Origin of the sequence: Acidithiobacillus thiooxidans ATCC 19377, from assembly GCF_009662475.1 — a bacterium.
GTDB lineage: Bacteria > Pseudomonadota > Gammaproteobacteria > Acidithiobacillales > Acidithiobacillaceae > Acidithiobacillus > Acidithiobacillus thiooxidans.
This window is the reverse complement of record NZ_CP045571.1, coordinates 2,605,816-2,632,522: the sequence shown is the minus strand read 5'-3', so window position 1 is coordinate 2,632,522 and position 26,707 is coordinate 2,605,816. Positions and strand designations below refer to the sequence as shown.

27 protein-coding genes and 3 tRNA genes are annotated in these 26,707 nt (G+C 52.2%); 25 read left to right on the top strand and 5 right to left on the bottom strand.

Going from position 1 to position 26,707, the window contains the following annotated elements; genetic code table 11:
• The first annotated feature begins 44 nt into the window (after window positions 1-44).
• From tadA to GCD22_RS13840, 10 genes are all read left to right on the top strand, one after another.
• Window positions 45-533, top strand: a complete 489-nt coding sequence (gene tadA, locus GCD22_RS13885) for a tRNA adenosine(34) deaminase TadA (protein ID WP_029316417.1) — start codon at window positions 45-47, stop codon at window positions 531-533.
• Complete coding sequence (locus GCD22_RS13880) at window positions 530-961, top strand: secondary thiamine-phosphate synthase enzyme YjbQ (RefSeq protein ID WP_024893867.1); 432 nt, start codon at window positions 530-532, stop codon at window positions 959-961. The genes tadA and GCD22_RS13880 overlap by 4 nt, the downstream gene beginning before the upstream one ends.
• Window positions 962-1,387, top strand: coding sequence for a hypothetical protein (locus GCD22_RS13875; RefSeq protein WP_024893868.1), 426 nt, complete (start codon window positions 962-964; stop codon window positions 1,385-1,387).
• 63 nt (window positions 1,388-1,450) lie between these two features.
• Window positions 1,451-2,992 carry an endonuclease MutS2 gene (locus GCD22_RS13870; RefSeq protein WP_031574528.1) on the top strand — a complete coding sequence of 514 codons (1,542 nt, stop codon included), beginning with the start codon at window positions 1,451-1,453 and terminating at the stop codon, window positions 2,990-2,992.
• 110 nt (window positions 2,993-3,102) lie between these two features.
• Entirely contained in the window at window positions 3,103-4,848 is a 1,746-nt protein-coding gene (gene ilvB, locus GCD22_RS13865; RefSeq protein WP_051690716.1) for a biosynthetic-type acetolactate synthase large subunit, read from the top strand.
• Between the two features lie 2 nt (window positions 4,849-4,850).
• Entirely contained in the window at window positions 4,851-5,336 is a 486-nt protein-coding gene (ilvN, locus tag GCD22_RS13860) for an acetolactate synthase small subunit (protein WP_010642225.1), read from the top strand.
• 47 nt (window positions 5,337-5,383) lie between these two features.
• Window positions 5,384-6,400 (top strand): ketol-acid reductoisomerase, encoded by a 1,017-nt coding sequence (gene ilvC / locus GCD22_RS13855; protein ID WP_031574534.1) that lies wholly within the window; start codon window positions 5,384-5,386, stop codon window positions 6,398-6,400.
• Between the two features lie 97 nt (window positions 6,401-6,497).
• Window positions 6,498-7,169 carry a phosphatidylserine decarboxylase gene (locus GCD22_RS13850; protein ID WP_024893871.1) on the top strand — a complete coding sequence of 224 codons (672 nt, stop codon included), beginning with the start codon at window positions 6,498-6,500 and terminating at the stop codon, window positions 7,167-7,169.
• A complete protein-coding gene (gene pssA, locus GCD22_RS13845; protein ID WP_024893872.1) occupies window positions 7,166-7,918 on the top strand; it encodes a CDP-diacylglycerol--serine O-phosphatidyltransferase in 753 nt (250 codons plus the stop codon). The genes GCD22_RS13850 and pssA overlap by 4 nt, the downstream gene beginning before the upstream one ends.
• A 34-nt stretch (window positions 7,919-7,952) precedes the next feature.
• Window positions 7,953-9,161 carry an O-antigen ligase family protein gene (locus GCD22_RS13840; RefSeq protein WP_031574540.1) on the top strand — a complete coding sequence of 403 codons (1,209 nt, stop codon included), beginning with the start codon at window positions 7,953-7,955 and terminating at the stop codon, window positions 9,159-9,161.
• Window positions 9,162-9,171: 10 nt separating this feature from the next.
• On the opposite strand, the gene GCD22_RS13835 is transcribed toward GCD22_RS13840, so the two are convergent.
• A tRNA-Arg gene (locus tag GCD22_RS13835) sits at window positions 9,172-9,248 on the bottom strand.
• 114 nt (window positions 9,249-9,362) lie between these two features.
• Here GCD22_RS13835 and uvrB point away from each other — a divergent pair.
• Window positions 9,363-11,390: an excinuclease ABC subunit UvrB gene (gene uvrB, locus GCD22_RS13830; RefSeq protein WP_081577193.1), complete on the top strand. Its 2,028-nt coding sequence runs from the start codon at window positions 9,363-9,365 to the stop codon at window positions 11,388-11,390.
• 234 nt (window positions 11,391-11,624) lie between these two features.
• On the opposite strand, the gene GCD22_RS13825 is transcribed toward uvrB, so the two are convergent.
• From GCD22_RS13825 to GCD22_RS13815, 3 genes are read right to left on the bottom strand one after another with little or no spacing between them, the layout of a single operon-like run.
• On the bottom strand, window positions 11,625-12,113 hold the full coding sequence (locus GCD22_RS13825; protein ID WP_081577194.1) for a VOC family protein: 489 nt from the start codon (window positions 12,111-12,113) through the stop codon (window positions 11,625-11,627).
• Window positions 12,114-12,117: 4 nt separating this feature from the next.
• The gene (locus GCD22_RS13820; RefSeq protein ID WP_010640437.1) at window positions 12,118-12,609 is read right to left on the bottom strand and encodes an arsenate reductase ArsC; all 492 of its coding nucleotides are present in this window, start codon (window positions 12,607-12,609) and stop codon (window positions 12,118-12,120) included.
• On the bottom strand, window positions 12,596-12,964 hold the full coding sequence (locus GCD22_RS13815; RefSeq protein ID WP_244947535.1) for an ArsR/SmtB family transcription factor: 369 nt from the start codon (window positions 12,962-12,964) through the stop codon (window positions 12,596-12,598). The genes GCD22_RS13820 and GCD22_RS13815 overlap by 14 nt, the downstream gene beginning before the upstream one ends.
• Before the next feature lie 89 nt (window positions 12,965-13,053).
• On the opposite strand from GCD22_RS13815, the gene GCD22_RS13810 reads away from it, so the two are divergent.
• The 7 genes from GCD22_RS13810 to GCD22_RS13780 all read left to right on the top strand — a co-directional run bounded on the left by GCD22_RS13810 (window position 13,054) and on the right by GCD22_RS13780 (window position 20,484).
• Window positions 13,054-14,361 (top strand): arsenic transporter, encoded by a 1,308-nt coding sequence (locus GCD22_RS13810; RefSeq protein WP_153940843.1) that lies wholly within the window; start codon window positions 13,054-13,056, stop codon window positions 14,359-14,361.
• Between the two features lie 81 nt (window positions 14,362-14,442).
• Window positions 14,443-15,114: a cupin domain-containing protein gene (locus GCD22_RS13805; protein WP_081577197.1), complete on the top strand. Its 672-nt coding sequence runs from the start codon at window positions 14,443-14,445 to the stop codon at window positions 15,112-15,114.
• A gap of 31 nt (window positions 15,115-15,145) precedes the next feature.
• Window positions 15,146-16,186: an NAD(P)-dependent alcohol dehydrogenase gene (locus tag GCD22_RS13800; protein ID WP_010642205.1), complete on the top strand. Its 1,041-nt coding sequence runs from the start codon at window positions 15,146-15,148 to the stop codon at window positions 16,184-16,186.
• A gap of 152 nt (window positions 16,187-16,338) precedes the next feature.
• Window positions 16,339-17,970, top strand: coding sequence for a CTP synthase (locus GCD22_RS13795; protein WP_153940842.1), 1,632 nt, complete (start codon window positions 16,339-16,341; stop codon window positions 17,968-17,970).
• Window positions 17,967-18,812 carry a 3-deoxy-8-phosphooctulonate synthase gene (gene kdsA / locus GCD22_RS13790; protein WP_081577199.1) on the top strand — a complete coding sequence of 282 codons (846 nt, stop codon included), beginning with the start codon at window positions 17,967-17,969 and terminating at the stop codon, window positions 18,810-18,812. Before GCD22_RS13795 ends, kdsA begins: the two co-directional genes overlap by 4 nt.
• On the top strand, window positions 18,809-20,089 hold the full coding sequence (gene eno, locus GCD22_RS13785) for a phosphopyruvate hydratase (RefSeq protein ID WP_031574247.1): 1,281 nt from the start codon (window positions 18,809-18,811) through the stop codon (window positions 20,087-20,089). The genes kdsA and eno overlap by 4 nt, the downstream gene beginning before the upstream one ends.
• 59 nt (window positions 20,090-20,148) lie before the next feature.
• Window positions 20,149-20,484 (top strand): FtsB family cell division protein, encoded by a 336-nt coding sequence (locus tag GCD22_RS13780; protein WP_010642198.1) that lies wholly within the window; start codon window positions 20,149-20,151, stop codon window positions 20,482-20,484.
• A gap of 40 nt (window positions 20,485-20,524) precedes the next feature.
• Here the strand turns inward: GCD22_RS13780 and efp are convergent, their stop codons facing one another.
• On the bottom strand, window positions 20,525-21,085 hold the full coding sequence (gene efp / locus GCD22_RS13775; protein ID WP_010642195.1) for an elongation factor P: 561 nt from the start codon (window positions 21,083-21,085) through the stop codon (window positions 20,525-20,527).
• Between the two features lie 91 nt (window positions 21,086-21,176).
• On the opposite strand from efp, the gene GCD22_RS13770 reads away from it, so the two are divergent.
• The 7 genes from GCD22_RS13770 to GCD22_RS13740 all read left to right on the top strand — a co-directional run bounded on the left by GCD22_RS13770 (window position 21,177) and on the right by GCD22_RS13740 (window position 26,675).
• Entirely contained in the window at window positions 21,177-21,494 is a 318-nt protein-coding gene (locus tag GCD22_RS13770; protein ID WP_010642194.1) for a gamma-butyrobetaine hydroxylase family protein, read from the top strand.
• Window positions 21,495-21,509: 15 nt separating this feature from the next.
• Complete coding sequence (gene uvrC / locus GCD22_RS13765; protein WP_081577200.1) at window positions 21,510-23,369, top strand: excinuclease ABC subunit UvrC; 1,860 nt, start codon at window positions 21,510-21,512, stop codon at window positions 23,367-23,369.
• A 15-nt stretch (window positions 23,370-23,384) separates the two neighbouring features.
• Window positions 23,385-23,972, top strand: a complete 588-nt coding sequence (gene pgsA / locus GCD22_RS13760) for a CDP-diacylglycerol--glycerol-3-phosphate 3-phosphatidyltransferase (protein WP_081577201.1) — start codon at window positions 23,385-23,387, stop codon at window positions 23,970-23,972.
• 21 nt (window positions 23,973-23,993) lie between these two features.
• Window positions 23,994-24,068, top strand: a tRNA-Gly gene (locus tag GCD22_RS13755).
• Window positions 24,069-24,107: 39 nt separating this feature from the next.
• Window positions 24,108-24,181 (top strand) — tRNA-Cys (locus GCD22_RS13750).
• A 236-nt stretch (window positions 24,182-24,417) separates the two neighbouring features.
• Window positions 24,418-24,591, top strand: a complete 174-nt coding sequence (locus GCD22_RS13745) for a hypothetical protein (RefSeq protein WP_153940841.1) — start codon at window positions 24,418-24,420, stop codon at window positions 24,589-24,591.
• Window positions 24,592-25,046: 455 nt separating this feature from the next.
• Complete coding sequence (locus GCD22_RS13740) at window positions 25,047-26,675, top strand: APC family permease (protein ID WP_081577202.1); 1,629 nt, start codon at window positions 25,047-25,049, stop codon at window positions 26,673-26,675.
• Window positions 26,676-26,707: the final 32 nt, after the last annotated feature.

Here is a 26,707-nt window from a genome sequence, read left to right as displayed (position 1 = left end):
AGTGTCCGGTACGGCTATAAATCAGGCAAATAGCAGGAACCTTGATGACAGCAGAGCAACAAATATCGGATAGGCGCTGGATGAGCATGGCTCTGGATCTGGCGGCGCAGTCGGCTGCTGTCGGAGAGGTGCCGGTCGGTGCGGTGCTGGTGAACGAGGACGGAGTATTCATGGCGGGCGCCCACAATGCACCCATTGCCGAACACGATCCCAGCGCGCATGCAGAAATACGGGTGTTGCGTGCAGCAGCACGTCTGGCTGAGAATTATCGACTGACGGGATCCACGCTCTACGTCACTTTGGAACCCTGTGTCATGTGTGTAGGAGCCATGCTTCATGCCCGGGTCAGCCGGGTAGTTTACGGAGCGGCTGATCCCAAGGCGGGGGCGGTGGAAAGCCTTTATCATTTACTGGACGACTCGCGTTTTAATCATCGCATTATGGCGGAAGGTGGTCTGTTGGCAGAACAGTCAGCAATCTTATTGCGGGATTTTTTTCGGGTGCGGCGCGCCCAACAAAAGGGTAAAGCATGAAGCATTTCAGTGCGGAGTGGAAAATTCAACACGGTGGCCGGGGGCTGCATGAGCTGACGGAAAAGCTCCAGGATTGGCTCCAGAGCATAGGTGCCCGGGAGGGGCTGGTGAATGTGTTTGTTCCCCATACTTCGGCCAGTCTGATTATTCAGGAGAATGCTGATCCGGACGTGCAAAGGGATATTCTCGGGTATTTTGCCCGGCTGGTGCCCGATGATGATCCCCATTTTTATCATCGCAATGAAGGCCCGGATGATATGTCTGCGCATTTGCGTTGTGTATTGACCCAAAATAGTCTGGTCATACCGGTCAGGGAAGGCCGCGCAGCCCTTGGGGTCTGGCAGGGCGTTTTTTTATTTGAACATCGTACCCGCCCCCTGACCCGGCAGGTATTGCTCAGTTTTCAGGGCGCAACAGGAGAATTTTGAATGTCGAAATTTACAGATGTTTATCGGGGGATGCTGTGGGGTATCAAGGACTGGGCACGTTGGGACACTTTTGTGGAAACCCTGGACGCTCAGGCCGATGATGGCTGGTATGTGTATTTTGTCGGGGTGGATTATCCTGAACAGCCGGTGAAGGCTGAAGTGCTCCGGCAGCGTCTGGCGGCCATCAGTGCGCTGTTGCACCAGGATCATCGCGAAAAATACCTGGGTATTGTCTATGTGGATGATTTTGACCATCCACAACTCATTAAAATATATGATCCCAACAACCTCGGCGCATCTTGCGGCAGCAGTGGCAAACTGGTTCCGCCCGGCTGGATTTTGTCGCGCATGGCACCTGATGATCTCGGATCATTTATCGTCCCGGAAGGCCGCAAACGCTGGTGGCGAGAACTGACTCAAGCTTAAGCGGATTGGCATTAGACGGTAGCCTTTTGTACTCTTGATAAAATTCCAAACTGAGGAGAACCCATGGAAGCCGACCTGAAACCCCTGGAATTCGAGGGGATTCGCCGATTACTGGAAAAATTGTGTGCGACCCCTTTTGGTGCCGATGCGGCCCGTAATTTGGGGCCTGCCCCCAGTGTCGGTGTCGCCCGGCAGTTACAGGATGCCATTACGGCGGCGCGCTTTGGTCTGGAGTCCGGCGAAGGACCGGTGGTTCCGGAATTACCGGATATTCGTGCTGCTATCCGCCAGGTTGCCAGTCCTGGTGCAGCACTGGCAGGAACCGCTTTCCGCAACCTGGCGCTGGTGTTGCGCGTGGGCAAGGAATTGCGTCCTTTTGCTGAAAAGCGACCTACCTTGTTGCCAACCGGGCCGGAACGTCTGGATGCAGCCGCCGATCTCCTTCCCAAAATTGACGCCGTGTTGATGCCCAACGGCAGCGTCCGCGAAGATGGTAACGCCGCGCTGCGCCAATTGCATGCCGAACTCAAAACCGAACGCGATCAGATTCAGAGGTCCATGCAGTCCCACCTGGGCACTCCGGGTGCCAAATTGCACTGGTCCGGGCAGCGTGCCTGCGTACATCTGCCCGATGGCGCTACGGATCAGATTCGCGGCGTGCGGCGGGGTACTGGTCCGGGTGGTCATGGTTATCTGGTAGAGCCTATGGAACTGGTGGCCAGCAATAATCGGCTGGAGAAAATCGCCGGGAGTATTGAGCAGGAAAATCAGGCCATTCTGCGTGCGCTCAGTGATGAAGGCAGGGAACGGCTCAGTGCCCTGCAGCACTTGGTGGAATCGCTGACCTGGCTGGATCTGGCCATTGCTGGTGCGCAATTATCCATTCATTTACAGGCCAAGGCGGCAGAAATGGTGGATGAACCGGTATTGATTCTGGAAGAGGCCTATCACCCGCAACTGATCCTGGCCTACGCTGAAAAGCGCGGCCCGCAACCCAAGCCGCTGACGGTACATATAAATCCCGATTGTCCGATTCTGGTAGTGACCGGACCTAATACGGGCGGGAAAAGTGTTTCACTGAAAACCGTGGGCCTGCTGACCGTAATGGCCCATTGCGGACTGCATGTTCCGGTGGCGGGACGGGCTGTGGTCGGTAACTTCACCCGGATTTTTGTCGATATGGGCGATCCGCAAAGTGTGGCTTTTCAGCTTTCCACCTATTCCGGGCATGTGGAAGTGCTCAAACGTCTTCTTGCCGACGCCGATGATCATACCCTGATTTTACTGGATGAATTGGGTACTGGTACCGACCCGGAAGAGGGCGCCGCCCTGGCCATGGCGGTACTGGACCACCTGGCCGAGCGGGGGGTGCGCGGCATGGTGACGACCCATTTGACCCCTCTCAAATCCTTTGCTGAAAGCCATGCCTGTCTGCGTAATGCTTCCATGCGTTTTGATCATGAACGGCTGGAGCCTACCTACGAGCTGGAGATTGGTGTGCCTGGCCGTTCGCTGGGACTGGTGATTGCCGCCAAACGCGGCCTGCCGGAAAACCTGGTCGCCAAGGCCCGCGATTACATGGAAAATTTACATAAGCATTACTAATGGCGGGCTATAGATGGCGGGCAAAGTACGCCAAGGCATTTTTATTTGACCTGCATGGGAAAACTGTCTAGTTTTTTGCGCTGATACTTTATTCCCTGAGGAGTACGACGATGACGTCCCCGACCACCACCCATGAGCGCCTGAGCCCAAAAACTGAATCCGAAACCTTGACCGGTGCCGAGATTGTGGTGCGCGCCCTGCGTGATGAAGGTGTGGAATTCGTTTTTGGTTATCCCGGTGGTGCTGTTCTTTACATTTACGATGCCCTGGATAAGCAGGAAGCCGTGCAGCATGTACTGGTACGCCATGAGCAGGCGGCTGTGCACGCTGCTGATGCTTATTCCCGGGTGACCGGCAAGGTGGGCGTGGCGCTGGTGACCAGTGGTCCGGGTGCCACCAACGCCGTTACCGGCATCGCCACGGCCTACATGGACTCCGTCCCTCTGGTGGTGATCAGTGGACAGGTTCCCGTTGCGCTGATTGGTAATGATGCCTTTCAGGAAGTGGATACGGTGGGTATTACCCGGCCTTGTACCAAGCACAATTTCCTTGTCAAGGACATCAAGGATCTGGCTAGTACCTTGAAGGCCGCTTTTTATCTGGCGGCAACCGGCAGACCTGGCCCGGTGCTGGTGGACATTCCCAAGGATGTGACCAGCCATCAGTTTGCCTATCACTATCCGGACAAGATTTCCTTGCGATCCTACAAGCCGACAGTCAAGGGACATCCCGGGCAGGTGCGCAAGGCCATGCAGATGATTGCCAGTGCCCAGCGTCCGATGTTTTATACCGGTGGCGGGGTGATATTGGGGAATGCTTCTGAAGAGCTCCGCAAGCTGGTCCGGAGCCTGAATGTGCCCATTACCCATACCCTGATGGGCCTGGGCGCTTACCCTGCTTCTGACCCCCAGTTTGTAGGCATGTTGGGTATGCATGGCACTTATGAAGCCAACATGGCGGTACAGCATTGTGATGTGCTGGTGGCGTTGGGCGCACGTTTTGATGACCGGGTTACCGGTAATCTCGCCAAGTTCGCGCCGCATGCCAAAATTGTGCATGTGGATGTGGATCCTTCCTCCATTTCCAAAAATGTCCGGGTGGATGTGCCGATTGTTGGTGATCTCCAGCAGGTCCTGACGGAAATGAATCAGGTACTTGGTGAATTGGATGCACTGAACGACCCCCATGCCATGCAGGCCTGGTGGGCGCAGATTGCGGAATGGCGCAAGCGCGATTGTCTCCATTACCAGCAGGATGAGCAGATCATCAAGCCGCAGTTTGTGGTACAAAAACTGTTTGAACTGACTGGCGGAGATGCCATTGTGACTTCTGATGTGGGACAGCATCAGATGTGGGCTGCCCAGTTTTATGGTTTTGATAAACCCCGTCGCTGGGTGAATAGTGGTGGTTTGGGAACGATGGGTTTTGGCTTGCCTGCAGCCATGGGAGCGCAGGTGGCTGAGCCCGATGCTACGGTGGTCTGTATTACCGGTGATGGCAGTATCCAGATGAATATTCAGGAATTATCTACCTGTCAGCAATACAAGTTGCCCCTCAAGGTGGCCTGCCTGAATAATCATTATCTCGGTATGGTCCGCCAGTGGCAGGAATTCTTTTATGAAGATCGTTATGCCATGAGCTATGTGGATGCCTTGCCGGATTTCGTGAAACTGGCTGAAGCCTATGGGCATATTGGTTTGCGTGCGGATACTCCCGCTGACGTCGAGCCAGTCATCCGCGAAGCCTTACTTCTCAAGGATCGTATGGTATTCATGGATTTCCGCGTGGATGCCAAGGAGAATGTTTATCCCATGGTGCCTGCTGGTGCGGCACTTTCTGAAATGATCCTGGTGTAAGCATGCGCCATATCATTTCTATTTTATTGGAAAACGAAGCGGGTGCCTTGTCGCGGGTGGCAGGTTTATTTTCGGCGCGGGGTTATAACATTGAGGCCATGACGGTAGCGCCAACCCATGATGCCAGCATCTCGCGCATGACTGTGGCCACCAGCGGTTCCGAAGAAATCATGGAGCAGGTACTCAAACAGTTGAACAAGCTGATTGAAGTGATTCGCGTGCATGATCTCAGCGAAGGGCCGCACATTGAGCGTGAGCTGATGCTGATCAAGGTTCACGCTGTCGGCCCTGATCGTGAAGAGGTGAAGCGGCTTTCGGATATTTTCCGGGGGCGGATCATTGACGTCACTGATCGTTCTTACACCATTGAACTCACGGGTCCTGGTGACAAGCTGGATGCCTTTATTCATGCGCTGGACCCGGGCATGGTCATTGAGGTGGTGCGCAGTGGTGCCAGCGCCATCAGTCGCGGGGCCAAGGCCATCTGAATTTTTCCTGATTATTATTCATTTTTGGTACATACGCAGAGGTTTACATGAAAGTTTACTACGATAACGATGCTGATTTGGCTCTCATCCAGAAAAAGAAAGTAGCCATCATTGGTTACGGCTCACAGGGGCATGCCCATGCTCTGAACCTCAAGGATTCCGGGGTTTCCGTAGTGGTCGGTCTGCGCAAGGACTCTGCTTCATGGGACAAGGCCGTCAAGTCCGGTCTGGAAGTGAAAGAAGTCGGTGACGCAGTGGCCAGCGCTGATGTGGTCATGATTCTGACGCCGGATGAAGGCCAGGCCGCTTTGTACCGTGATGAAATTGCGCCCAAAATCAAACAGGGTGCGGCACTGGTTTTTGCCCATGGTTTTAACGTGCATTTCGGTCAGATTCATCCCCGCGCTGATCTGGACTGCTTTCTGGTGGCGCCCAAGGGGCCCGGCCATCTGGTCCGTTCCACTTACACCCAGGGAGGTGGGGTGCCCAGTCTGATTGCCGTGCATCAGGACGCCAGTGGCAATGCCACCAATATTGCTCTGGCTTATGCCAAGGCCAATGGTGGTACTCGTGCCGGGGTCATCGAAACGTCCTTCCGTGAAGAAACCGAAACCGATTTGTTTGGTGAGCAGGCGGTACTCTGCGGCGGCGCCACGGCCCTGGTACAGGCCGGTTTTGAAACGCTGGTCGAAGCAGGGTATGCGCCGGAAATGGCCTATTTTGAGTGTATGCACGAGCTGAAGCTGATTGTCGATCTGATGTACGAGGGGGGTATTGCCAACATGCGTTACTCCATCTCCAACACGGCAGAATATGGGGATCTTACCCGTGGCCCGCGTGTGGTGAATGCCGAGACCAAGGCCGAGATGAAGAAAATTCTCACTGAAATCCAGACGGGTCAGTTCGCCAGGGAATTCATTCTGGAAAATCAGGCTGGCAAGGCGACCATGCAGGCCATGCGCCGGATAGGTGCCGAGCATCCTATTGAAGTGGTGGGTAACAAGCTGCGGTCCATGATGACCTGGATTGGTCAGAACCGGATTGTGGATCGTTCACGCAACTAAATTTGTTTGCACTTTTGAAAAAGGGTGAATTCCTCTTGGGCCAGAGCCTTGGGTGTTCGCCCTTTTCTCATGGCTCCGGTCCTGATACGCTCCGCCCATGAAAACTGACTATCCATATCCTGTTCTGGCGCGTGAAGGCTGGCCTTTTCTGCTCGCCTTTCTGATTATCGCCGTTGTCTTGCAGATTTTTTTGACAGGTTGGTGGTTGCTCCTCTCGGCGTTTTTTTATCTGTTGTTTTTGTTCAGTCTGCAGTTTTTTCGGGATCCTCGTCGGCCCTTACCGGATTTGTCCTCTCGGTCTGTCCTTTGTCCAGCGGATGGTCGGGTGATTGCCATTGAGCAGGTCGATGATCCTTACCTGTCGCGGCCCGCGCTTAAAATCAGTATTTTTATGAATGTGTTTGATGTACACGTCAATCGCATGCCGGTCAGTGGACATATACAAAATGTCTGGTATTTCCCGGGCAGGTTTTTTAATGCCGCCCTGGACAAAGCCTCAGTGGAAAATGAACGGAATGCGATTTGGGTGAAAACTTCCGGAGGGCATGACGTCACCGTTGTGCAGGTGGCGGGTCTGGTGGCCCGGCGCATTGTCTGCTATGTCCGTAACGATCATGACGTGGCCAGTGGACAGCGTTTTGGTTTTATTCGTTTTGGATCGCGGGTCGATACCTATTTACCACTGGACACGGAAGTTCAGGTGCGGATTGGTGAGAGGGTGCGTTCCGGCGCGCAGTGTCTGGCTACTTTGCCTGGATCCATATCATGAATCCCCGGTATCCCCGGCGGGGCGTTTATGTACTCCCCAATTTGTTTACGACAGCCAGTCTTTTTGCCGGTTTTTATTCCATTGTTGCGTCTATTCATGGCCATTATCGTACCGCCGCAATCGTCATATTCATCGCCATGATTCTTGACGGTCTTGATGGCAGAGTTGCCCGCATGACGCATACGGAAAGTGCTTTTGGTGCAGAATATGATTCACTGGCCGATGTAATCGCCTTTGGATTGGCTCCAGCTATTCTGGTACTGCTTTGGGGGCTTCAAGATTTCGGCAAGTTCGGCTGGTTGGGTGCTTTTGTTTATACGGCTTGTGGAGCCTTGCGTCTGGCGCGTTTTAATACCCAGGTGCACAGCACTTCAAAACGCTACTTTCAGGGCTTGCCTATCCCCACTGCGGCAGCCGTTCTGGCCAGTCTGGTCTGGGTGGCGGTTGGCGAGGGGTATCCCTGGCTGACCCAAATCAGTGAATATATCGCCTTGGGGTTGGTCTATGTTCTGGGGCTGCTGATGGTCAGTAATGTCCGTTTTCGCAGTTTCAAAGACTTTGACCTGCACGGGCGTGTTCCTTTTGCACTGGCTATTATTGTCGTTTTGGTGGTTGCCCTGATCGCCGTACATCCGCCTTTGGTGCTTTTCTTTGCCGGGATTATATACGTGGCAGTGGGTTTGGTGCTGACCCTTTGGCAGATCCGCAGCCGGCGTTTAAAAAGACGCCGTGGAAGCCATTCGTCTTGAGTTGATTTTTATATCACCACAGGGAAGTGTTTAGATGGGAGCGAAAACAGTTCTTTGGTGTCGTGAAAAAGTCCCGTTCATGGCATTATGGTTGTTATTTCTAACCATTCCTTTGGCCATTTCGCTCACCAAATATGCAGCCATAATTTTTTTGATTACGTTCTTATGGTCGGGATATTGGCGACAATTGCGGCCAAACATTTTTGTTTTGACGATAGCTATTATTTTCATTATCAATATGTATGATTTGTTTCGTTATCATTTGGCTGCGAATGATTACGAGCCAGTAAGACATATTTGGTATTTATGGTTTTTGCCCCTGGTGGCGGTAATGCCCTGGCAGAAGAAAGACTATGTTTACCTGTTGCGATCTTTTATTGTCGCGCTGACCACCAATGGATTGATAGGTATATTGCAAGTACTGGGTTGGCACTTCCGGGATCTCCTTGGGCAGGGGCCAATTGGTCTAGCACAAACCCATATTACTTTCAGTATGATGCTGGCCTCAGGGTTGTTGCTGTTGATGTTTGCCATCACGGAAAAAACTTTGTTCTGGAGCCCACGCATTGCTCTTGGCATATTTATATTATTGCTCTGGCAGTTGATGTTTACGATTGGCAGAACGGGGCAGGCGGTATATTTTATATTGGCTTTGCTGGTTTTATTGTGGATGTTTCCGCGCTATCGGGTTGCCGGAACAGTAGCCGGTTTTGTTCTTGCGGGCATTGCCTTGCTTTCCCCGGTTTTGCGTAGTCGCTGGATTCAGGCTGTGTACGATGTTTATCTGTTTTTTAATGGCTGGGTGATTACCAGTGTTGGTTTACGTCTGGTCTATGCACACTCAGCTATACAGATGTTTGCTGAACATCCTTTTTTTGGAGTGGGCGCAGGACAGTTCAGAACGTCCTATTATGATCTGGCAAGAAGAGGTCTGGAGCCTAAATTGCCTCCTGTTGTGGATAGCATGATCGGTCCTAATAATTCATTTTTGGCCTATTTATCAGAGTTGGGTTTGTTTGGATTTATTCCGCTGGTTATTTTGATAGGCTATTTGGGGATCCGGGCATGGCGCCATAGTGATCCACTGCTGCGCTATGTGCAGGTGGTTACCTGGTTATGGTTTGTGCTGGGTAGCTTTGCAGATACATTTATCTGGCTGGAGGGTCAGGCAATTCCTTTTGCCATTTTAATGGCTGTGCAATATGGGCAAGAAAAAAGATTAGCTCCTGAAAATGCTTTTTGATTGACTTTATTGGTGCGCCTGAAGGGACTCGAACCCCTGACCTACGGCTTAGAAGGCCGTTGCTCTATCCAGTTGAGCTACAGGCGCATGAACGAACAACGGATGTTTGTACAAGCCGATATATTGTAAAGTAGGCATCGTGATCAGGGAAGGGCGTAGATCTGCATTGAAGTAAACCAAACGTAACTCGTGGAGTGGCCAATGGACAAAAGCCTTATTCTGGAAAGCCGCTTTTCGCCCCAGGGCGATCAGCCGGAGGCGATTCGTCAGCTGGTCCAGGGGCTGACGGACGGAGAATTTTTCCAGACGCTTCTGGGGGTAACCGGTTCCGGGAAGACCTTTACAGTTGCCAATGTCATTGCCACGACCCAGCGCCCAGCCATTATCATGGCCCCCAACAAGACGCTGGCGGCGCAGCTCTATGCAGAAATGCGCAGTTTTTTTCCGCATAACGCCGTCGAGTATTTTGTCAGTTATTACGATTATTATCAGCCGGAGGCCTATGTCCCGTCTTCGGATACTTTTATTGAAAAAGATGCTTCCATTAATGACCATATTGAACAGATGCGCCTTTCCGCGACGAAAGCTCTGCTCGAAAGGCCTGACGTCATTATTGTGGCGACGGTCTCCGCCATATACGGACTGGGTGATCCCGCTTCATATCATGGCATGATTTTGCATTTGCGCGAATCCGACGTCATGGATCAGCGTGCGATTCTTCAGCGGCTGGCAGAAATGCAGTACACCCGTAACCAATTGGAACTGAAACGCGGTAACTTTCGGGTTAACGGTGATGTGATTGATATCTGGCCCGCAGAAAGTGAAGACGAAGCCGTGCGGGTGGAATTATTCGGGGAGGAAATTGAACGGGTTTCGCTTTTTGATCCGCTCACGGGGAAAACCATTGTGCGTTTGCCGCGCTATACCATTTATCCCAAAAGCCATTATGTAACCCCCAGAGAGAAAATTCTGGAAGCGCTGGACAGTATCAAGGATGAATTACGGCAGCGTCTTGAAGATCTCCGCAAGGCCAACAAACTGGTAGAAGCCCAACGTTTGGAACAACGCACCCGTTTTGATTTGGAGATGATGGCAGAGTTGGGATATTGCTCGGGTATCGAAAACTATTCCCGTTATTTATCGGGAAGAAGCGCCGGGCAGGCACCGCCTACCTTGATGGATTACCTGCCACCCAATGCTTTACTGTTTATTGATGAATCTCACGTCACCGTGCCCCAGTTCGGGGGGGTGTACAAGGGGGATCGCTCCCGCAAGGAAACTCTGGTGGAATATGGCTTTCGCCTGCCTTCTGCGCTGGATAATAGACCCCTGATGTTTCCTGAGTTTGAAGCACTCATGCCCCAGACCATCATGATTTCGGCAACTCCCGGACCCTATGAAATGGAGCACTCCGGGCAGATTGTCGAGCAGGTGGTGCGGCCTACCGGATTAGTGGACCCGCTCGTGGAGGTACGCCCGGCAAAAGGCCAGGTCGATGACTTGATTAGTGAAATCCATGTAGTCATCCGCAGTGGCTGGCGCATTCTGGTTACCACCCTGACCAAGCGTATGGCAGAAGACTTGACCGATTATCTGCATGATCTGGGTATCAAATGCCGCTACTTGCATTCAGATATTGAAACAGTTGAACGGGTGGAAATTATTCGGGATTTACGCGCAGGCGTTTTTGATGTGCTGATTGGCATTAACCTGCTGCGTGAGGGGCTGGATATGCCCGAAGTGGCGTTAGTGGCGATTCTGGATGCAGACAAGGAGGGCTTTCTGCGCTCGGAGCGCTCGTTGATTCAGACCATTGGCCGCGCAGCCCGGAATTTGCACGGTCGAGCGATTTTGTATGCGGATCAGATCACCAAATCCATGACGGCGGCCATGGCAGAGACAGATCGCCGCCGCGAAAAGCAGGTGCATTTTAATGCGATCCACCATATTACCCCCAAGGGTATAGTGAAACCCGTGGCGGATATTATTGAGGGCGTGTATCGGCGTAACGCGCAACCTGCAGCGAAGGTGGCAGAGAAAAACAGCGCTTATCGTCTGCTCAATGACCCCAAAGCCGTTGCCAAAAAAATCAAGGAGCTGGAAGAGGAAATGTTCCGCCATGCGCGCAACCTGGAATTTGAGCAGGCGGCAGCATTGCGGGACGAAATAAAAAAACTGGAAACCCGTCTGTTGGGTACCGATCTGGAAGTGTCTTTGTTAGAAGACTAATACCAGACCGGTTAGATCATTCATCCAAAAAACGGCAGTTGCCGTGGGTGTTTTTTGCTCCGTTGTTCCTCGCCTGTTGTTCTAGGGCTCATCCTGCTGTCAGGAGAGAACTCGCCCTGCGGGCTCAAACAGATCTCCTGACGGGCGCTGGATTTCGCCAAGAACAACGACGGCTCAAAACAAAAGTCGCTGCAAAGCACCCACGGCAACTGCCGTTTTTAGCTTCATGATAAATCAGGCGTTTTCTTTCGGTTCAGTACCCGCTACCAGGAAAAACGACTCCTGATCAGCGGGCATTTCTGCCAGTTCGGCATCAGTCAGGCGGGCGTACACTTCAATGTTGTAGCCCGTAGGATCCCGCAGCCAAAGTTCATGTAGAGGCGTACCGCGCCAGGTGGTGCGGGGCGGTTTAACAATTTCGGCACCTGCCGCCATGGCGCGATGATAGCTTTCGATGACTGCCGCCCGGTCTTTCACACCCAGCCCCACATGGTAAAGGCTGTAAGTGTCCAGCGCTTCTCCCCGGTCATTCACCAGAATAACGAGATTCAGGCACAAATGCGGGACGATAAAAGTGCTGAAGCGTGCCGTGCTCTGTTTGGGCGCGACCCCCAGAAAGTGCTCGTAAAAACGAGTGCTTTCGGCTAGGTTGCTGACCCGGAAACTGAGATGAAATTCCTGGGCATCCGGAATCATCACCGGGTTCTGATTGGTTGTATCCATACGCTCAGGGTTCCATGCTGCCAATGCGATTCAGTTCCTGCCTTAACTGAGCGGGATCTTTTTCGAGCCATTCAGCAACAGGCAATTTCAGCAAGGCTTCAATGCGGTGCCGGAGAATACGGTATGCTGTTTGAAAAGCCGCATCAATTTCTGCTTCGCTGCCGGTGGCCTTGGCCGGATCTTCCACCCCCCAATGCGCGCGTATGGCGGGTCCGAGGTAGGCGGGGCAGGCCTCGCCAGCAGCACTGGCACAAACGGTAATGACAATGTCCGGCGTGGTTTTCAGTTCATCCCAGGATTTGCTGCTCAGGCCTTCCGTGGCAAACCCCTCCTGCTGGAGAAGCTGTATCGAACGCGGATGAACATAACCCGCAGGATGGCTTCCGGCACTGGTCGCGTGCAGACGTGAATCGGCCAGTCCGTTCATGGTGACTTCGGCGAGAATGGAACGACAGGAATTTCCGGTGCAAAGAAACAGGATTTCAGGAGTTTTCATTCAGTGCTTCCTCGTCAAGTGGCAGATCTGTAGGTTGGGGTAAAGAACAATTCCGGGTACCACGACAGCAATTTTCTGTCAGATAGGCGACTAATGCCCGAACTACGCTCATGTCAGCCCGATAGCGTTGATAACGACCCTCGCGTTGCACCGTAACCAGACCGGCATGTTGAAGGCTTTTCAGATGAAAGGAGATACCATTGTGGGGTTGGTCCAGATGTTCGGCAATATCACCGGAAACCAGTCCTGTGGGCTCCTGTTCAACGAGCAAGCGAAAAATTTCCAGGCGCACGGGAGAGGCTAGCGACTCCAGTTGCTGAACAACATTTTCCGTTTCTTTTGAAATTTCCATCATTCTACCCGCGAACATTTCTTGTAGTATTGACAAGTATCAACGCCTCGTCAAGACTGATGTCACTTTCCAATCGTCTGGAGTATAGCCCCATGCTGGCCGTAGTCATTTTTCTCGTTACCCTGATTTTGGTCATCTGGCAGCCCAAAGGCCTGAGCATAGGCTGGAGTGCCATGGGCGGGGCGGTCGTTGCCTTGGCAACGGGCGTTATTACCTGGAGCGATATTCCTATTGTCTGGCACATCGTCTGGGATGCTACCTTCACCTTTGTAGCCCTGATTATCATTTCCCTGATTCTGGACGAGGCCGGATTTTTCCACTGGGCAGCCCTGCATGTAGCGCGTTGGGGCGGGGGACGCGGTCGCTTGCTCTTTGTCCTGATTGTCTTGTTGGGTGCTTGTATTGCTGCGGTTTTTGCCAATGATGGCGCCGCTCTTTTGTTGACGCCCATTGTGATGGCCATTTTGCTCCGTCTGGATTTTTCACCCACAGCGACTTTTGCTTTTATTATTGCTACTGGCTTTGTCGCCGATACCACCAGTTTGCCGTTGATGATTTCCAATCTGGTGAACATTGTCAGCGCCAACTATTTTAATATTTCCTTTTCACAATATGCGACCGTCATGGTGCCCGTTGATATTGTGGCATTGCTTTCCACTTTGGCGGTTCTCTGGCTGTATTTCCGACGCAGTTTGCCAGGCAGTTATCCTACGGCGCATTTGCCGGATCCGGCGACGGTCATTAAAGATCATCTGGTGTTTCGTGCCAGTTTTCCAGTGCTTATCTTATTGTTGGTAGCCTATTTTGTGACGGCGCACTGGAATGTACCCGTGTCGGTAGTCACCGGAACCGGGGCCTTGATCATGTTGGCTTTGGCTGGTCGCTGGTTGCAGGGTGGTCGCGATGCACAGATTCCGGTGCGCAAGGTGTTGCGCGGCGCTCCCTGGGCCATTGTGGTGTTCAGTCTGGGCATGTATCTGGTGGTTTATGGTTTACGCAATGCCGGACTGATCCGTTTTGTGACCATAGCACTCCATGATTTTGCCAGCCATGGTCCGGTAGTGGCGGCGCTGGGCACCGGCTTCATGGCCGCGCTGCTGTCTTCGATCATGAACAATATGCCCGCTGTGCTGGTGGGTGCGCTGGCTATTCATCATCTGCCTGCCACGGCGGATCCCATGCTCCGTGAAATCATGATTTATGCCAACATCATCGGTTGCGATCTGGGGCCGAAGTTTACGCCCATCGGCAGTCTGGCCACCTTGCTCTGGTTGCATGTGCTCAGCCGTAAGGGCGTCACCGTGGGATGGGGGCAATATATGAAAACCGGTCTGCTCATCACTCCACCCGTATTGTTTTTGACTCTGTTGATGCTGGCCTGGTGGTTGCCTCTGGTCTAATGCCGTTGGCGACTTGACGTTTGGGTCGCTATTTCCTAAAATTTATACCAACCAGACGGTATGTAATAACAGGAGATAGTGATGCAGCTCAATACCGATTGGTCCAAAATGGTGGTCATTTACACCCCGGACTTACCCTGGCAGGGTTCTCCGGCAGAGGGCGTTCAGCGTCGTTTGCTGGAGCGGGACGGGGAGGAAGCGGCCCGTGCGACTTCCGTGGTACGTTATGTTCCCGGTGCCCATTTTCCAGAACACCAACACCCTCTGGGTGAAGAAATTTTTGTTCTGACTGGGACGTTTTGCGATGAGACAGGAAGTTATGGTCCCGGGACTTATTTGCGTAATCCTCCTGGTTCTGCCCATGCCCCTTATTCAGATGAGGGCTGCATCCTCTTTGTGAAGTTGCGCCACTTCAATCCTCGGGATCTGCAACCGGTACGTGTCAACCTGGCCCAGGCGCGTTGGTCATCCGGTCTGGTAGATGGCCTTACGGTACTCCCTCTGGCTGACTTTGAGGGAGAGCATACCGCGCTGGTGCGCTGGCAGCCGGAAACTTATTTTCAGGCACACCGTCATTATGGCGGTGAAGAAATACTGGTTTTGGAAGGTATATTTGCCGATGAGCACGGCGAATACCCCGCCGGAACCTGGATGCGGAGTCCCCATTGGAGTGCCCACCAGCCTTTCAGCAAGGAAGGTTGTCTGATTCTGGTCAAGACGGGCCATCTGCCTTTGTCGGCAGATGGCAGTTAAGTACACACGATAAGTGATTTAAGGAGATATTATGACGAAAGCCTATGCAGCCCAATCATCCACCAGCCCTTTAGCCCCGCATGAGATTGAAAGACGTCAGCCTGGTCCGGATGATGTCAAAATTGAGATTCTTTACTGCGGTGTCTGCCATTCTGATTTGCACACAGCCCGTAATGAGTGGAAAAACACCATTTATCCCTCAGTGCCTGGTCATGAAATTGTCGGCAGGGTGGTGGCTGTCGGTGATCAGGTCAAAAATTTCAAAGTAGGTGATTTTGCAGGCGTGGGTTGTATGGTGGACAGTTGCGGACATTGCAGCTCCTGTGACGAGGGTGAAGAACAATATTGCGAGAATGGTTTTACCGGTACGTACAATGGCCCGGTGTTTGGCGGGGAGAATACTTTTGGGGGTTATTCTCAAAGTGTGGTCGTCAAGGAGTCTTTTGTATTAAAAGTCCGCCATGACGAGAAAAGTCTGGCCAGTGTGGCTCCGTTGCTTTGTGCGGGCATCACCACTTACTCGCCGTTACGTCATTGGCAGGTTGGACCGGGTAAAAAAGTGGGTATTGTCGGTTTGGGTGGATTGGGTCATATGGGCGTCAAGCTGGCTCATGCGATGGGGGCTCATGTCGTTTTATTTACGACCTCGCCCGGTAAAATCGAAGATGGTAAACGTCTGGGCGCGGATGAGGTCTGCATTTCCACGGATCCCAAGCAGATGGCTGAGCAGGCCAACAGTTTTGATTTTATCCTCAATACGGTGGCCGCTTCCCACAATCTGGATGCCTTCCTGAGCCTGTTGAAGCGGGATGGCACCATGACGCTGGTGGGTGTTCCCGCCGAGCCACATCCTTCTCCGGAAGTTTTTAACCTGATATTCAAACGTCGTCAGCTGGCGGGCTCGCTCATCGGTGGTATTCGGGAAACCCAGGAAATGCTCGATTTCTGTGCAGAACACGGAATAGGTTCGGACATTGAAATAATTCCCATGGACTACATCAACACGGCCTATGAACGGATGCTGAAAAGCGACGTTAAATACCGTTTTGTCATTGATATGGCTACCCTGTAACAAGGGGTCCGAAAAATGTATCTACCGGGTCTGCTACAGCGGGCCCGGTTACCAGACCCTCCTGTTTCTCCCTTCCTGTTTATTGTTCGCGTTGTGCCTTAGGTCCGAATTGGCTACCATGCACAGCATCAAGCGCGTGCACGTCGAGACCTATGAGCAAATACATTTTCGTTACTGGTGGTGTGGTTTCTTCGTTGGGCAAGGGCGCCGCCGGCGCGGCTCTTGCCGCGTTGTTGGAGGCGCGCGGACTTAAAGTAACCATGATGAAGCTGGACCCTTATATTAACGTAGATCCGGGTACCATGAGTCCTTTTCAGCATGGCGAAGTGTTTGTCACCGCAGACGGTGCGGAAACTGATCTGGATCTCGGTCACTACGAGCGTTTCATTTCGACGCGCATGACCAAGCGCAATAATTTCACGACCGGGCTGGTTTATCAGACAGTGATTGAAAAAGAACGTCGTGGTGATTATCTGGGCCGCACCGTGCAGGTGATTCCCCATGTGACCGACGAAATTAAACGCCGGATTCGTATTGGTGCCAGTGATGCGGATGTGGCTTTGGTGGAAATCGGTGGAACAGTGGGTGACATTGAATCGCAACCGTTTCTGGAAGCCATCCGCCAGATGGCCGTGGAAGAGGGGCGCGGCAATACCCTGTTCATGCATCTGACCCTGGTACCCTATCTGCCCTCGGCTGGTGAAATGAAAACCAAGCCGACCCAGCATTCAGTGCGCGAGCTGCGCGCTATTGGTATTCAACCCGATGTTCTGTTGTGTCGGGCAGACCGCCCGATCCCGGAAGACCATCGTGCCAAAATCGCCCTGTTTTCCAATCTCACTGAAAAAGCCGTTATTTCAGCCATTGATACAGACAGTATTTACCGTCTGCCGCTACTTTTCCATGACCAGGGCCTGGATGATCTGGTATTGCAGGACCTCGGCCTGCAGGCTCCGGCGCCGGATCTCGGCGCATGGCAGGGGATTATTCATGCCCTGGAAAATCCCGAAGGGGATATCGTCATTGCCCTGGTCGGTAAATATGTAGGGCTGACCGAGTCTTACAAGTCGCTGGCGGAAGCCCTGTTACATGCGGGATTGCGGGCCCGGCGCAAGGTGCATTTTCTCTATGTAGATGCCGAAGATATTGAATCCCGGGGTACGGGCATGCTGGCTGAAGCTGATGCAGTCCTGGTACCTGGTGGATTTGGCGGGCGTGGTACAGAGGGGAAAATTACCGCAATTCGTTATGCCCGAGAAAATAAAGTGCCCTATCTGGGAATTTGTCTGGGTATGCAGTTGGCCGTAGTGGAATTTGCCCGCCATTGTGCCGGGCTGGTCAATGCCAACAGTTCCGAGCTGGACCCGGAAACGCCGGATCCGGTAATTACCCTGATGACCGAATGGTCTGATCCTGAAGGTAATACGGCTTATCGGGAAGAGGGCGGTAATCTGGGGGGAACCATGCGTCTCGGTGAGCAGGAATGTACCTTGCAGCCGGACAGTCTGGTCGCTAAAGCCTATGCCCAAACCGCCATTTATGAGCGCCATCGCCACCGTTTTGAATTCAATAACCGCTATCGGGCGCCTTTGGCAGCGGCCGGTTTGCAGTATACCGGCTTTTCGGCGGATAGTGCTTTGGTCGAGGTGGTGGAATTGCGGGATCATCCCTGGTTTCTGGGTTGTCAGTTTCACCCTGAATTTACCAGTAACCCGCGTCAGGGCCATCCGCTTTTTGATGCCTTCATGGCGGCTGCGGTTACCCAGCGGGAGAAACAGACATGAATCTCTGCGGTTTTGAGGTCGGGCTGGATCGTCCTTTCTTTCTGATTGCGGGCCCTTGTGCCATAGAAAGTGAAAAGCTGGCCTTGCAGACAGCGGAAACGCTCCGGGACATCTGTCATCGCCTGAATATTCCCTTTATTTACAAAAGCTCTTATGACAAGGCGAATCGTTCTTCGGGCACCAGTTTTCGCGGTCCCGGCATGGATGAAGGGTTGCGGATTCTCGAAAAAGTGCGCCGGGAGTTGGGCGTGCCGGTCATTACCGATGTCCACGAAAAAGAGCATGTAAAGGCGGTTGCCGAGGTCGTAGATGTCCTCCAGACTCCCGCTTTTTTATGTCGTCAGACCGATTTTATTCAGGCCGTGGCTGCAGCCGGAAAGCCGGTCAATATTAAAAAAGGCCAGTTTCTGGCACCCTGGGACATGCTTCATGTTGCCGCAAAAGCCAAGGCGACGGGTAATGCCCAGATTATGGTCTGCGAGCGGGGCGCTTCTTTCGGATACAATAATCTGGTTTCGGATATGCGCTCCCTGGCAGTGATGCGCCAGACTAACTGCCCGGTTGTTTTTGATGCCACGCATTCCGTGCAACTGCCGGGAGGGCAGGGGGATCGTTCCGGCGGGCAGCGGGAGTTTGTGCCGGTACTGGCCAGATCCGCCGTAGCTGCGGGGGTGTCCGGTCTGTTTATGGAAACCCACCCACGTCCTGCCGAAGCTCTGTCCGATGGTCCCAATGCCTGGCCACTGGGTCGGCTGGAAAGCTTGCTGCGCACCCTTCAACACATCGACCAGTTGGTCAAAGCCCAAGATTTTCCTGAAAATCATCCTGAGGATTTAATATGAACGCCATTGTCCGCATTCAAGGTCGTGAAGTACTGGATTCACGTGGTAATCCTACTGTAGAAGCCGAAGTTCATCTGGAAAATGGGGCCATGGGACGCGCCATTGTCCCCAGTGGCGCATCGACGGGTGAGCGGGAGGCCATGGAATTGCGGGACGGTGGCTCACGTTATGGTGGCAAGGGCGTACGCAAGGCGGTAGAGCATGTAAATGGTGAAATTCAGGATGCCCTGTTGGGGATGGAAGCGGAAGACCAGGAGCATCTGGATGCTGCCATGTGCGCCCTGGACGGTACTGAAAACAAGTCCCGTCTGGGGGCTAACGCCATTTTGAGCGTTTCCCTGGCCGCTGCCCATGCCGCCGCTCATGCCGCCGGACAGCCGCTCTATCGTTATATTGGTGGTCTGGGTCCGGTGCAGTTGCCGGTACCCATGATGAATGTCATTAACGGTGGTGCCCATGCCGATAATGATGTGGATATGCAGGAATTCATGCTGATTCCTGCGGGTGCGGAATCGTTTTCGGAAGCCTTGCAGATGGGTGTGGAAGTGTTTCACAGCCTGAAAGGGGTCTTGCAGAAGAAAGGATTGGCGACAACGGTAGGCGATGAAGGGGGTTTCGCCCCGAACCTTCCTTCCAACGAAGCGGCTCTGGAACTGCTGATGGATGCCATTACCCAGGCCGGTTATCAACCGGGTAAGGACATTTGGCTGGGTATGGATGTGGCCTCCAGCGAATTTTATCGGGATGGCCGTTATCATCTGGCCAGCGAAAAACGTGAATTAAGCAGTGCGGAATTTGTGGATTATCTGGCTGCTCTGGCTGATCGTTATCCCTTGATCAGCATTGAAGATGGTATGGACCAGAATGACTGGGAAGGGTGGATTACCCTGACAGATCGTTTGGGCGACCGTCTGCAACTGGTGGGCGATGATATTTTTGTGACAAACACCGCCATTCTGCGTGAAGGTATTGAGCGCGGTGTGGGTAATAGTATTTTAATTAAACTCAATCAGATCGGGACCTTATCAGAAACTCTGGCGGCCATTGAAATGGCCAAAACCCATTGTTATACCGCCATTGTGTCGCATCGTTCGGGTGAAACGGAGGACACAACCCTGGCAGATGTGGCGGTGGCTACGGGTTGTGGACAAATTAAAACCGGTTCTTTGTCACGCACCGATCGGGTGGCCAAATATAATCGTCTTTTGCGTATTGAAGAAGAATTGGGTGAGGTTGCGCGTTATCCAGGACTTGCAACTTTTTATAATCTCGACTAAAAGGTAGATACTATAGAGCGTTTGCAAAGGCGCTTGCATTTCCCGGAGATTATTTCGATATGTTTGATTGGGCGCAGTTCAAAGCCAAAGTGAATACGGCAAAATCAGAAATGCGCCTGGTTGATTTCATGTTGCTCGCCGCTTTGTGTGCTTTGCAATACCCGCTGTGGTTTGGAACGGGCAGCTGGTTAAATGTGGGTGAATTACATCACAAGCTGGAGAGCAAGGAAGTAGTTTTGAAAAAGCTGGAAGCGCGCAATGATCATCTGGAAGCCAAGGTGGTCAGCCTGCAAAGCGGAGATCGCGCCGTAGAAGAGTTGGCGCGCCGCCATTTGGGGATGGTCAGTAAAGGCGAAATTTTTGTCTGGGTGATTCCGGCAACGGAAAAATCCTGAACAAGCCGCCTAACCTGTTTTGCTCAGGCGGCTTTTTCATTCAGGCCCGGTCTATATACGTCCCATCAGTAGTATTTACCCGGATTTTCTCCCCGGAATTCACAAACTGGGGCACCATCACCGTAATGCCAGTTTCCATGCGCGCTGATTTGTAGGAGCCGGTTGCTGTCTGTCCTTTGATGGCCGGATCGGCTTCGGTCACTTCAAGAACGACCACCGAAGGTAATTCCACCCCAATGGGGCGATCATTATGCAAATTGACCTGAATTTCCGTATTGGGCAATAAATACCCGGTCTGACCTTCCAGCAGATCTTCGCTGAGAATGGATTGTTCAAAGCTTTCGTTATCCATGAATACATAACCGGTGCTATCGGCATACAAATATTGCATGGTTCGGGCTTCCACAACGGCTTTTTCCATGGTTTCACCCGAGCGGAAACGGGTATTGGATTTGGTTCCTGTTTCGATGTTTTTCATTTCGACCTGAACGAAGGCCCCGCCTTTGCCAGGCTTCACAAAATCCGTTTTGAGTACACGCCAAAGCCCTTTTTCATGTTCCAGAATATTGCCGGGGCGAATATCAAAGGCCGAAATCTTCATACCATCATCCTTGTGGGCATTCCCTTTAGAGGGCGTGAATTGTACCCTAGAGGTTTATTGCTGACCAGTCCGCTCCTTTACGAGGTTTCTCATGTCCGACACGCACACCCAGCCCCTGGAAATTCGCCCCTTGATGATCAGTCGGAAGATGGAAATTGACTGGGCAGACGGTCATACCAGTGTTCTCAGTTTTGAACATTTGCGGGTGGAGTGCCCCTGCGCGGAATGCAAGGGTCACACCCCGGATGAAGCCCGGGTGATCACCGGCAAGGAAGACGTGAGTATTGTCGATGTGCTGCCGGTTGGAAACTATGCCATTCAAATTCATTTCAGCGATGGCCACAGCACCGGGATTTTTACCTGGGAATATCTGCGTCGTCTGGACGCGCAGCAGGCCGGGACAGCATAAACCCCCGTTGACGTGATGACGCAAGAATCCTCTGAAAATTCTGCCAATCAGGTGCTGGAATCTGATACACCTTTTGATCTCCGGGAGTTTTTGCGTACGCTGACCAGTCAGCCCGGCATTTATCAGATGTACGGCGTCGGCAGACGCCTGCTTTATGTCGGTAAGGCGCGCAATCTGAAACGCCGCGTGAGTTCGTACTTTCAGAAACAGCGGCATAGTCCCAAAACCCTCGCTATGCTGGCGCAGGTGCAACAGGTCGAAGTGCTCGTCACCCATACGGAAACAGAGGCCCTGGTGCTTGAGGCGAATCTCATCAAGCGCCACCATCCCCCCTATAATATCTTGCTGCGCGATGACAAAAGTTATCCGTATTTGCTGATTGAAACCGGTGCGTCTTACCCGCAAATGAGTCTGCACCGTGGCGCACAAAAGAAAAAGGGACATTATTTTGGTCCATACCCGGCGGTGACGGCCTTACGTGAAAGTATGGTGCTGCTGCAAAAGGCTTTCCGTTTGCGGACTTGTGAAGAACCTACGTTTCGCAATCGCAGTCGCGCCTGCCTGCAATACCAGATTCAGCGTTGCAGTGGCCCCTGTGTGGGGCATATTCTCCCTGAAGACTACGCCCGGGATGTGAATGATGCCGTTCGTTTTCTGGAGGGCAGGAGTGACGAGGCCATTCGCAATCTGGGCGAAAGGATGCAACAGGCATCAGAACAGTTGAATTTTGAAGAAGCGGCTCGGCGTCGCGATCAGATTGCCGCCCTGTCCAAAATTCAGGAGCGCCAATATGTGGCGCAAGCGGGTGGTGGCGATTTTGATGTGATAGCCCTGGTCCAGGAAAATGGACAATGGGTCATTTTTGTCAGCTTTATCCGCAATGGTCGCCAACTGGGTGGCAGGGCCTTGTTTCCTCAGCATACTGAAGACCTGCGCGGGCCGGATGTCATGGCAGGTTTTCTCATGCAGTTCTATAATAACAAGGATGTGCCGGGGAATCTTTTAATCAATATATTGCCTCGCAACGGCGCTGCAGTGACAGAAGCCTTGATAACCCAGTCCGGGCATAAAGTGGTTATGGATGCGCCGCAGCGGGGGCCCCGTAAACGCTGGATGGCTATGGCACATACCAATGCTGTGGGGGCATTGCGTCAGCGTACCCATAACGCTCGTGCGGGGCGGCGGAGAATGTTGTTGCTGCAGGAGTTTTTTGAGCTTCCTGAGTTGCCGCAGAGAGTGGAATGTTTTGATATCAGTCATACCCGGGGTGAGGCGGCAGTAGCTTCCTGCGTGGTTTTCGGTGAAGATGGGGCGATGAAGGAAGCCTATCGCCGTTTCAACATCCGTGATGTGACCGGTGGCGATGATTACGCGGCGATTGAGCAGGCGGTCTATCGGCGCTATGGTCGTCTGCAAAAAGAAGGAATGGCGTTGCCTGAGATTGTTCTGATAGATGGCGGACCAGGGCAATTGGCACGTGCCGAGGCGGCACTGGCGATGCTGGAAATTGATGAGATTCAGCTTTGCGGCGTATCCAAGGGGACAACCCGCAGACCCGGAATGGAACTGCTGTATGTACCCGGTTGGCCGATGGCCCGGCAGTTGCCGCCCGATGATCCTGCCTTGTTGGTGATTCAGGAAATCAGGGATGAAGCGCATCGTTTTGCCATTACCGGTCATCGTGCGCGACGGAGCAAAAACCGTCAGGAGTCAGATCTGGATAGCATCACGGGCATTGGTGCCAAACGCCGCATGGCGTTGCTGCGTGCTTTTGGCGGGCTGAAGGGCATTCGCGATGCGGGTCTGGACGACTTGCAACGAGTGGAGGGAATTCATCAGGAATTGGCCCAACGCATTTATGATCATTTTCATTAAGGAAGCCAGCGGACTGTGATAAAGCGTTTACCCAATTATCTGACCATTCTCCGCATTCTGCTGGTGCCTATATTTGTTGCCCTGTTTTATTGGGGGGGCGAAGCAAGAACCTGTGCAGCAACGGCTGTTTTTGCCATTGCCGCCATTACCGACTGGGCAGATGGTTATCTGGCGCGACGCTATCAGGGTGTTTCACCATTCGGAACCTTTCTGGACCCGGTGGCCGACAAGATCATGGTGGTGACCGCCCTGATACTTATTGCCTCTTCGCAGGAAATGCCGCCCGTGCTGGCCGGAATACTCATCAGTGTGATCGTGGGCCGGGAGATTACCGTGTCTGCCTTGCGGGAATGGATGGCGGAACTCGGTGAGCGCAAAAAGGTGGCGGTGTCCTGGCTGGGGAAGGCCAAGGCGACTACCCAGATGCTGGCCATTTTATTTCTGGTTTATCGCGAAGCGTTGTGGGGGGTGTCCGCCCGTATTATCGGAATCGGGCTTTTGGTTATTGCCGCCATCATGACTTTGTGGAGTATGCTCGGTTACCTGCAAGCTGCCTGGCCCAGTTTGATGGCCTCTGGCGCTGATCTTGACAAGGATGGGTGATACCTTTATCTTTGCGCCCATGCGGGAATAGCTCAGTGGTAGAGCACAACCTTGCCAAGGTTGGGGTCGCGAGTTCGAGCCTCGTTTCCCGCTCCAATATCGAGGGAAAGTTTTACGCTTTCCCTTTTCTTTTAAGGCTGGGTGGCAGAGTGGTCATGCAGCGGCCTGCAAAGCCGCGTACCTCGGTTCGATTCCGGGCCCAGCCTCCAAATAAATTAAAAAAATTCTCCTGCACCTGTCAAATAAACGCTGCATTTATGCGGCTCTTTGCTGAGTTAAGCTTGGTACGCCAACTGGAACGCTGGTAGATCCACAAGAAACCACCACCACTTGTTCGAGAATGGCTCTAATCCAACGGAAGTCGCCGCCACTAAGGCCACAAGACATTTCAGAAGTTGAGGCGGTACAATCAGTTGATGGCAGAAAATATGGCGAAGAGGTTTGATTGAAAATAATTGGACCCATCCAGTATATTGAGGCCATCGCTGATGGTTCAGGCATTCGGGAGTTGGCGGGTCTCAGGGCGCGGTATGGCGACGGAAACTGGAAAAAGAAAAAAGGCATTGCCGTGATAGGCTTGAGCGATGGTAGACAGGCTCTGGCAAGAATGACTGCATAATGAGTATGATGTACCTACTCTCGAAGGTTCCAATAGTGTTAAGCAATGATTATGCATCAACGCGTCAGCGTAGTTATGTTTGCGGTGACTTTATTCTGTCTATCCCATTGAATCAATCTAAGCGCTGAAATTCACTCATAACTAGCCAATTTTGAATGCAGTTTTAAAATTCATGCGTAAGGCGTTTTATGCGTTATATCTGTTGTAATAAGATGTGTTTTGATCTCTATTTTATTTATTTTATCCATCATATCCCATCTCCTGTTGATGTCTGAGTTTATGATATGAATAATAAATTATAAAGTTTACCATGTTGTCGTTTTAATAAAAATTGACATTTTTATATAAATATGAGATATATATGGAAACATTCAATATTTGTTTATTATAAAAATAAATATTATTTGTCCAGCTTTAACGTTTTTTTCATATTTTATTAATCAGGAGGTTCGCACATGCCTGTGTCCAGGAAATCCGACACTTCTCAAAAAAATGCTCTAAAACGTGAAGGCGGACTCGTTGGTCTGATATTGGCCTGTGTAGGAGCATCCATAGGTTCTGGCTGGTTATTCGGGCCGTTGTTCACGGCAAAAATGGCTGGCCCGTTGGCCATCGGGTCCTGGATTCTGGGAGCGGCGGCCATTCTTTTGCTGGCCCTGGTGTTTGCCGAGTTGGCACCCATGATTCCGCGTGCCGGAGCAGTCGTCCATCTGGCGCATGTCGGCAATGGACCTATTGTCGGACATATGTGGAGCTGGATTTTATTTCTTTCCTACGCCTCCATCGCCCCGCTGGAAGTGACGGCCGTATTGACCTATGCCAATAACTATTATCCGGGTCTGTTGCAGCCGCATACGGATTTGCTGAGTAGTTTCGGGTTTTTGATCGCCGTGATCATGCTCGGTTTGTTTGTAATCACCAATTTCATGGTGATTGGCTGGGTACTCAGGATCAATAATGCGGCGACCTGGTGGAAAATTGGCATTCCTTTATTAACGGCGGTGATGTTGATTGCGGTGGCCTGGCATCCCGGAAACTTTCACATGCGCGCTGACAATACCCTGAGTGATGTGCATGGCATGTTCATCGCCATTGCCAGCGGTGGGGTCATATTCAGTTTGCTGGGTTTTCGTCATGCCATAGATTTGGCCGGAGAAAGTAAAAATCCCAAGCGGGATGTGCCTATTGCCGTTATCGGTTCGGTGCTGATTGCTTCAGCGGTCTACATCGCCGTCCAGGTTGCTTTTCTCGGTGCGGTGAATCCTGCAGATATTGCCAAAGATGGATGGGTACATTTGCATTTCCAGGGGGTAAATGGCCCCTTTGCGGCCTTGGCAGCGGCGGTGGGCATTGGCTGGTTGGCTACCTTACTGTATGTGGATGCTTTTATTTCGCCCGCAGGCACCGGGCTGATTTACACGACCACTGCGGCGCGGGTTACCTTGGCTACGGCTGAAACTGGTGCAGCACCCATGTGGCTGAACAAGATCAATCGATATGGCGTTCCCTGGGTGACGCTTATTCTATTGTTTCTGGTTGGCATTATATTTTTTCTGCCTTTCCCGTCCTGGCAGAAAATGGTCGGATATATTGCCTCCATGACGGTGCTTTCCTATGCTATCGGACCCATTGCCCTGATTCAGATTCGTAAGGCCATGCCCAATCTTGAGCGTCCATTTCGTTTGTGGGGGGCACCGGTGCTGGCCCCTATCGCCTTTGTGGTATCCACCTGGATTGTTTACTGGTCAGGTTTGCGCACGCTGAACTTTATTTTTATTACGCTATTTGTGTTATTGGCTATTTATGCGCTTACTGGAGTTTTTCGAAAAGGCCGCTGGGCAGAAATGGGCTGGCAGTACATGTGGTGGATATTCCCATATTTTATAGGGATGTGGGCCCTCAGTTGGGTTGGTCCCAAAGATCTGGGTGGTCTGGGTTATTTGGCATTTTTCCCGAGTATGGGGGCCTTGGCGGTTTTGGCTCTCAGCGTATTTTATCTGGCTATTCGTGAGTCAGTAGCGGATAAAACCATGCGCATATATATGCGTCAGTTTGGCAACAAGGTGCCTCCAGCCGCTCCTTAGATAAGAATGGAATCATGACTATAATCCAAAGG

What these genes read in the sequence shown, in the direction of transcription:
- tadA (WP_029316417.1), top strand. Translation starts at nt 45, where the DNA reads ATGACAGCAGAGCAACAAATATCGGATAGGCGCTGGATGAGCATGGCT.
- GCD22_RS13880 (WP_024893867.1), top strand. Translation starts at nt 530, where the DNA reads ATGAAGCATTTCAGTGCGGAGTGGAAAATTCAACACGGTGGCCGGGGG.
- GCD22_RS13875 (WP_024893868.1), top strand. Translation starts at nt 962, where the DNA reads ATGTCGAAATTTACAGATGTTTATCGGGGGATGCTGTGGGGTATCAAG.
- GCD22_RS13870 (WP_031574528.1), top strand. Translation starts at nt 1,451, where the DNA reads ATGGAAGCCGACCTGAAACCCCTGGAATTCGAGGGGATTCGCCGATTA.
- ilvB (WP_051690716.1), top strand. Translation starts at nt 3,103, where the DNA reads ATGACGTCCCCGACCACCACCCATGAGCGCCTGAGCCCAAAAACTGAA.
- ilvN (WP_010642225.1), top strand. Translation starts at nt 4,851, where the DNA reads ATGCGCCATATCATTTCTATTTTATTGGAAAACGAAGCGGGTGCCTTG.
- ilvC (WP_031574534.1), top strand. Translation starts at nt 5,384, where the DNA reads ATGAAAGTTTACTACGATAACGATGCTGATTTGGCTCTCATCCAGAAA.
- GCD22_RS13850 (WP_024893871.1), top strand. Translation starts at nt 6,498, where the DNA reads ATGAAAACTGACTATCCATATCCTGTTCTGGCGCGTGAAGGCTGGCCT.
- pssA (WP_024893872.1), top strand. Translation starts at nt 7,166, where the DNA reads ATGAATCCCCGGTATCCCCGGCGGGGCGTTTATGTACTCCCCAATTTG.
- GCD22_RS13840 (WP_031574540.1), top strand. Translation starts at nt 7,953, where the DNA reads ATGGGAGCGAAAACAGTTCTTTGGTGTCGTGAAAAAGTCCCGTTCATG.
- uvrB (WP_081577193.1), top strand. Translation starts at nt 9,363, where the DNA reads ATGGACAAAAGCCTTATTCTGGAAAGCCGCTTTTCGCCCCAGGGCGAT.
- GCD22_RS13825 (WP_081577194.1), bottom strand. Translation starts at nt 12,113, where the DNA reads ATGGATACAACCAATCAGAACCCGGTGATGATTCCGGATGCCCAGGAA.
- GCD22_RS13820 (WP_010640437.1), bottom strand. Translation starts at nt 12,609, where the DNA reads ATGAAAACTCCTGAAATCCTGTTTCTTTGCACCGGAAATTCCTGTCGT.
- GCD22_RS13815 (WP_244947535.1), bottom strand. Translation starts at nt 12,964, where the DNA reads ATGATGGAAATTTCAAAAGAAACGGAAAATGTTGTTCAGCAACTGGAG.
- GCD22_RS13810 (WP_153940843.1), top strand. Translation starts at nt 13,054, where the DNA reads ATGCTGGCCGTAGTCATTTTTCTCGTTACCCTGATTTTGGTCATCTGG.
- GCD22_RS13805 (WP_081577197.1), top strand. Translation starts at nt 14,443, where the DNA reads ATGCAGCTCAATACCGATTGGTCCAAAATGGTGGTCATTTACACCCCG.
- GCD22_RS13800 (WP_010642205.1), top strand. Translation starts at nt 15,146, where the DNA reads ATGACGAAAGCCTATGCAGCCCAATCATCCACCAGCCCTTTAGCCCCG.
- GCD22_RS13795 (WP_153940842.1), top strand. Translation starts at nt 16,339, where the DNA reads ATGAGCAAATACATTTTCGTTACTGGTGGTGTGGTTTCTTCGTTGGGC.
- kdsA (WP_081577199.1), top strand. Translation starts at nt 17,967, where the DNA reads ATGAATCTCTGCGGTTTTGAGGTCGGGCTGGATCGTCCTTTCTTTCTG.
- eno (WP_031574247.1), top strand. Translation starts at nt 18,809, where the DNA reads ATGAACGCCATTGTCCGCATTCAAGGTCGTGAAGTACTGGATTCACGT.
- GCD22_RS13780 (WP_010642198.1), top strand. Translation starts at nt 20,149, where the DNA reads ATGTTTGATTGGGCGCAGTTCAAAGCCAAAGTGAATACGGCAAAATCA.
- efp (WP_010642195.1), bottom strand. Translation starts at nt 21,085, where the DNA reads ATGAAGATTTCGGCCTTTGATATTCGCCCCGGCAATATTCTGGAACAT.
- GCD22_RS13770 (WP_010642194.1), top strand. Translation starts at nt 21,177, where the DNA reads ATGTCCGACACGCACACCCAGCCCCTGGAAATTCGCCCCTTGATGATC.
- uvrC (WP_081577200.1), top strand. Translation starts at nt 21,510, where the DNA reads ATGACGCAAGAATCCTCTGAAAATTCTGCCAATCAGGTGCTGGAATCT.
- GCD22_RS13740 (WP_081577202.1), top strand. Translation starts at nt 25,047, where the DNA reads ATGCCTGTGTCCAGGAAATCCGACACTTCTCAAAAAAATGCTCTAAAA.